The organism is Streptococcus sp. GMD6S (assembly GCF_000297015.1).
In genome coordinates, this window is the sequence record NZ_AJRH01000264.1 from 1 (window position 1) to 536 (window position 536).

At 46.3% G+C, this 536-nt stretch carries 1 protein-coding gene and 1 pseudogene; both read left to right on the top strand.

Features of this window, described 5'->3' with window-relative positions; translation table 11 throughout:
* Positions 1-294: pseudogene (locus tag GMD6S_RS10070) on the top strand (Holliday junction branch migration protein RuvA); the annotation flags it as partial.
* A gap of 9 nt (positions 295-303) precedes the next feature.
* Positions 304-536: DNA-3-methyladenine glycosylase I (locus GMD6S_RS10075; RefSeq protein ID WP_001126062.1), on the top strand; the 233-nt coding region annotated here is incomplete at its 3' end.

The following is a 536-nucleotide window of genomic DNA, read 5'->3' on the forward strand; positions in this document are numbered from 1 at the left end:
ATCGAGACTAAGAACATCACCTACTTGACCAAGTTCCCTAAAATTGGCAAGAAAACAGCCCAGCAGATGGTGCTGGACTTGGAAGGCAAGGTAGTCGTGGCTAGTGATGACCTTCCTTCCAAGGTCGCAGTGCAAACCAGCGCTGAAAACCAAGAACTGGAAGAAGCTATGGAAGCCATGCTGGCACTGGGCTACAAGGCGACTGAACTTAAGAAAATCAAGAAATTCTTTGAAGGAACGACGGATACAGCAGAGAACTATATCAAGTCGGCCCTTAAGATGTTGGTCAAATAGGAGTATAATATGCCAAAACGCTGTGGTTGGGTAAAAATGAATAATCCCTTATATGTAGCCTATCATGATGAGGAGTGGGGGCAACCCCTTCATGATGACCGCGCTCTTTTTGAACTGCTCTGTATGGAGACTTATCAGGCTGGTCTGTCTTGGGAAACGGTACTCAACAAACGCCAGGCTTTCCGAGAAGCATTTCATGGCTATCAAATTCAAGAGGTCGCGGAAATGACAGATGGGGAGTT